We start from the raw sequence: 1,791 nt of genomic DNA, 5'->3' as shown, positions 1-1,791 counted from the left end.
CTCGCCGCCTTCTCGGTCAAGGTGCCGATGTGGCCGGTGCATACCTGGCTGCCCGACGCCCACGTCGAGGCGCCTACCGGCGGCTCGGTGGTGCTGGCCGCCATCATGCTCAAACTCGGCGCCTATGGTTTCCTGCGTCTGTCCATGCCCATCGTTCCGGATGCCGCCCACGAGTGGGCCTGGCTGATCATTGCCATGTCGCTGATCGGCGTCGTCTATATCGGCCTGGTCGCGCTGGTGCAGCAAGATATGAAGAAGCTGGTCGCCTACTCGTCGATCGCGCACATGGGGTTTGTCACCCTGGGCTTCTTCATCTTCAATGAACTCGGCGTCGCTGGTGGTTTGGTGCAGATGATCTCGCACGGCTTTGTCTCGGGCGCGATGTTCCTGTCCATCGGCGTGCTCTATGACCGCGTGCACTCCCGCGAAATTGCCAGTTATGGCGGGGTGGTCAACACCATGCCCAAGTTCGCCGCCTTCGCGCTGTTCTTCGCGATGGCCAATTGCGGTCTGCCCGCCACCGCCGGTTTCGTCGGCGAGTGGATGGTGATCCTGGGCGCCGTGCAGTACAGCTTCTGGATCGGCGCCATCGCCGCCACGGCGCTGATCTTCGGCGCCGCCTACTCGCTGTGGATGTACAAGCGCGTCTATTTCGGCCCGGTTACGAATGACGCTGTCAAGAACTTGAAGGACCTCAACGCGCGCGAGTTCCTGATGATGGCGGTGTTGGCCATTGCCGTGCTGTGGATGGGCCTCTATCCCAAACCATTTACCGATGTGATGCAAGTTTCAGTCACCGAGTTGCTCAAGCATGTGGCAACTTCCAAGCTGATTCCCGGTTGATTCTTAGGGCCACTGACAAATGAACAATATGAATTGGCTCGCGGTTTACCCCGAAATTGCCCTGGCCGTGATGGCCTGCGTGATCGCGATGGTGGATCTGTTTGTAAAAGACCCCGCACGTCGCCCGACCTACTGGCTCACGCAACTGACCTTGGCCGTGGTCGCCGGCGTGCACTGGTCGTACTTCCAAGACGGCCAAACCGTCTACGCAATGCAGGGCATGGTGGTGTCCGATCCTATGGGTCATTTGCTGGCCTTCTTCGCCTGCATCGCAACAATAGTGACCTTGGTCTATGCCCGGCCCTATGCGGCCTCGCGTGACCTGCTCAAGGGCGAGTTGTTCAGCCTGACGCTGTTCTCGCTGTTGGGCATCTGCGTGATGCCTGACGCTGTTCTCGCTGTTGGGCATCTGCGTGATGCTGTCGGCCAACAACTTCTTGATCATCTATCTGGGCCTGGAGCTGATGAGCTTGTCGCTGTATGCCTTGGTGGCCTTGCGGCGCGACCATGCGCTGTCGACCGAGGCGGCGATGAAGTACTTTGTGCTCGGCGCCCTGGCCAGCGGCTTCTTGCTGTATGGCCTGACGATGATGTACGGCGCCACTGGCTCGCTCTCGATACCGCAGGTTTTTGACGTGATCAGCACCGGCGTGCCGAACAAGTCGGTGCTGGTCTTCGGCACGGTGTTTGTGGTCGCCGGCCTGGCCTTCAAGCTCGGCGCCGCACCATTCCATATGTGGGTGCCGGACGTCTATCAAGGCTCGCCCACGGCGGTGACTTTACTGGTCGGTGCGGCGCCCAAGCTGGCCGCTTTTGCGATCACGATTCGGCTGCTGGTCGAAGGCATGATTGGCTTGGCGGTGGACTGGCAGCAAATGCTGATCGTGCTGGCGCTCACCTCGCTGTTCGTCGGCAACTTCGTCGCGATTGCGCAGACCAATCTGAAGC

2 protein-coding genes are annotated in these 1,791 nt (G+C 60.3%); both read left to right on the top strand.

Annotated features, from left to right (window positions below; genetic code table 11):
* Positions 1-843 (top strand): NADH-quinone oxidoreductase subunit M (locus RMO57_RS12625; RefSeq protein WP_310387105.1); only part of this gene is annotated, 843 nt, incomplete at its 5' end.
* A 416-nt stretch (positions 844-1,259) separates the two neighbouring features.
* On the top strand, positions 1,260-1,791 hold a 532-nt coding region (locus tag RMO57_RS22020; RefSeq protein WP_414896419.1), incomplete at its 3' end, for an NADH-quinone oxidoreductase subunit N.

Source organism: Roseateles sp., assembly GCF_031397715.1.
GTDB lineage: Bacteria > Pseudomonadota > Gammaproteobacteria > Burkholderiales > Burkholderiaceae_C > Paucibacter_A.
The sequence above is the reverse complement of the archived record's forward strand: the minus strand, read 5'-3'. Positions and strand labels throughout refer to the sequence as shown.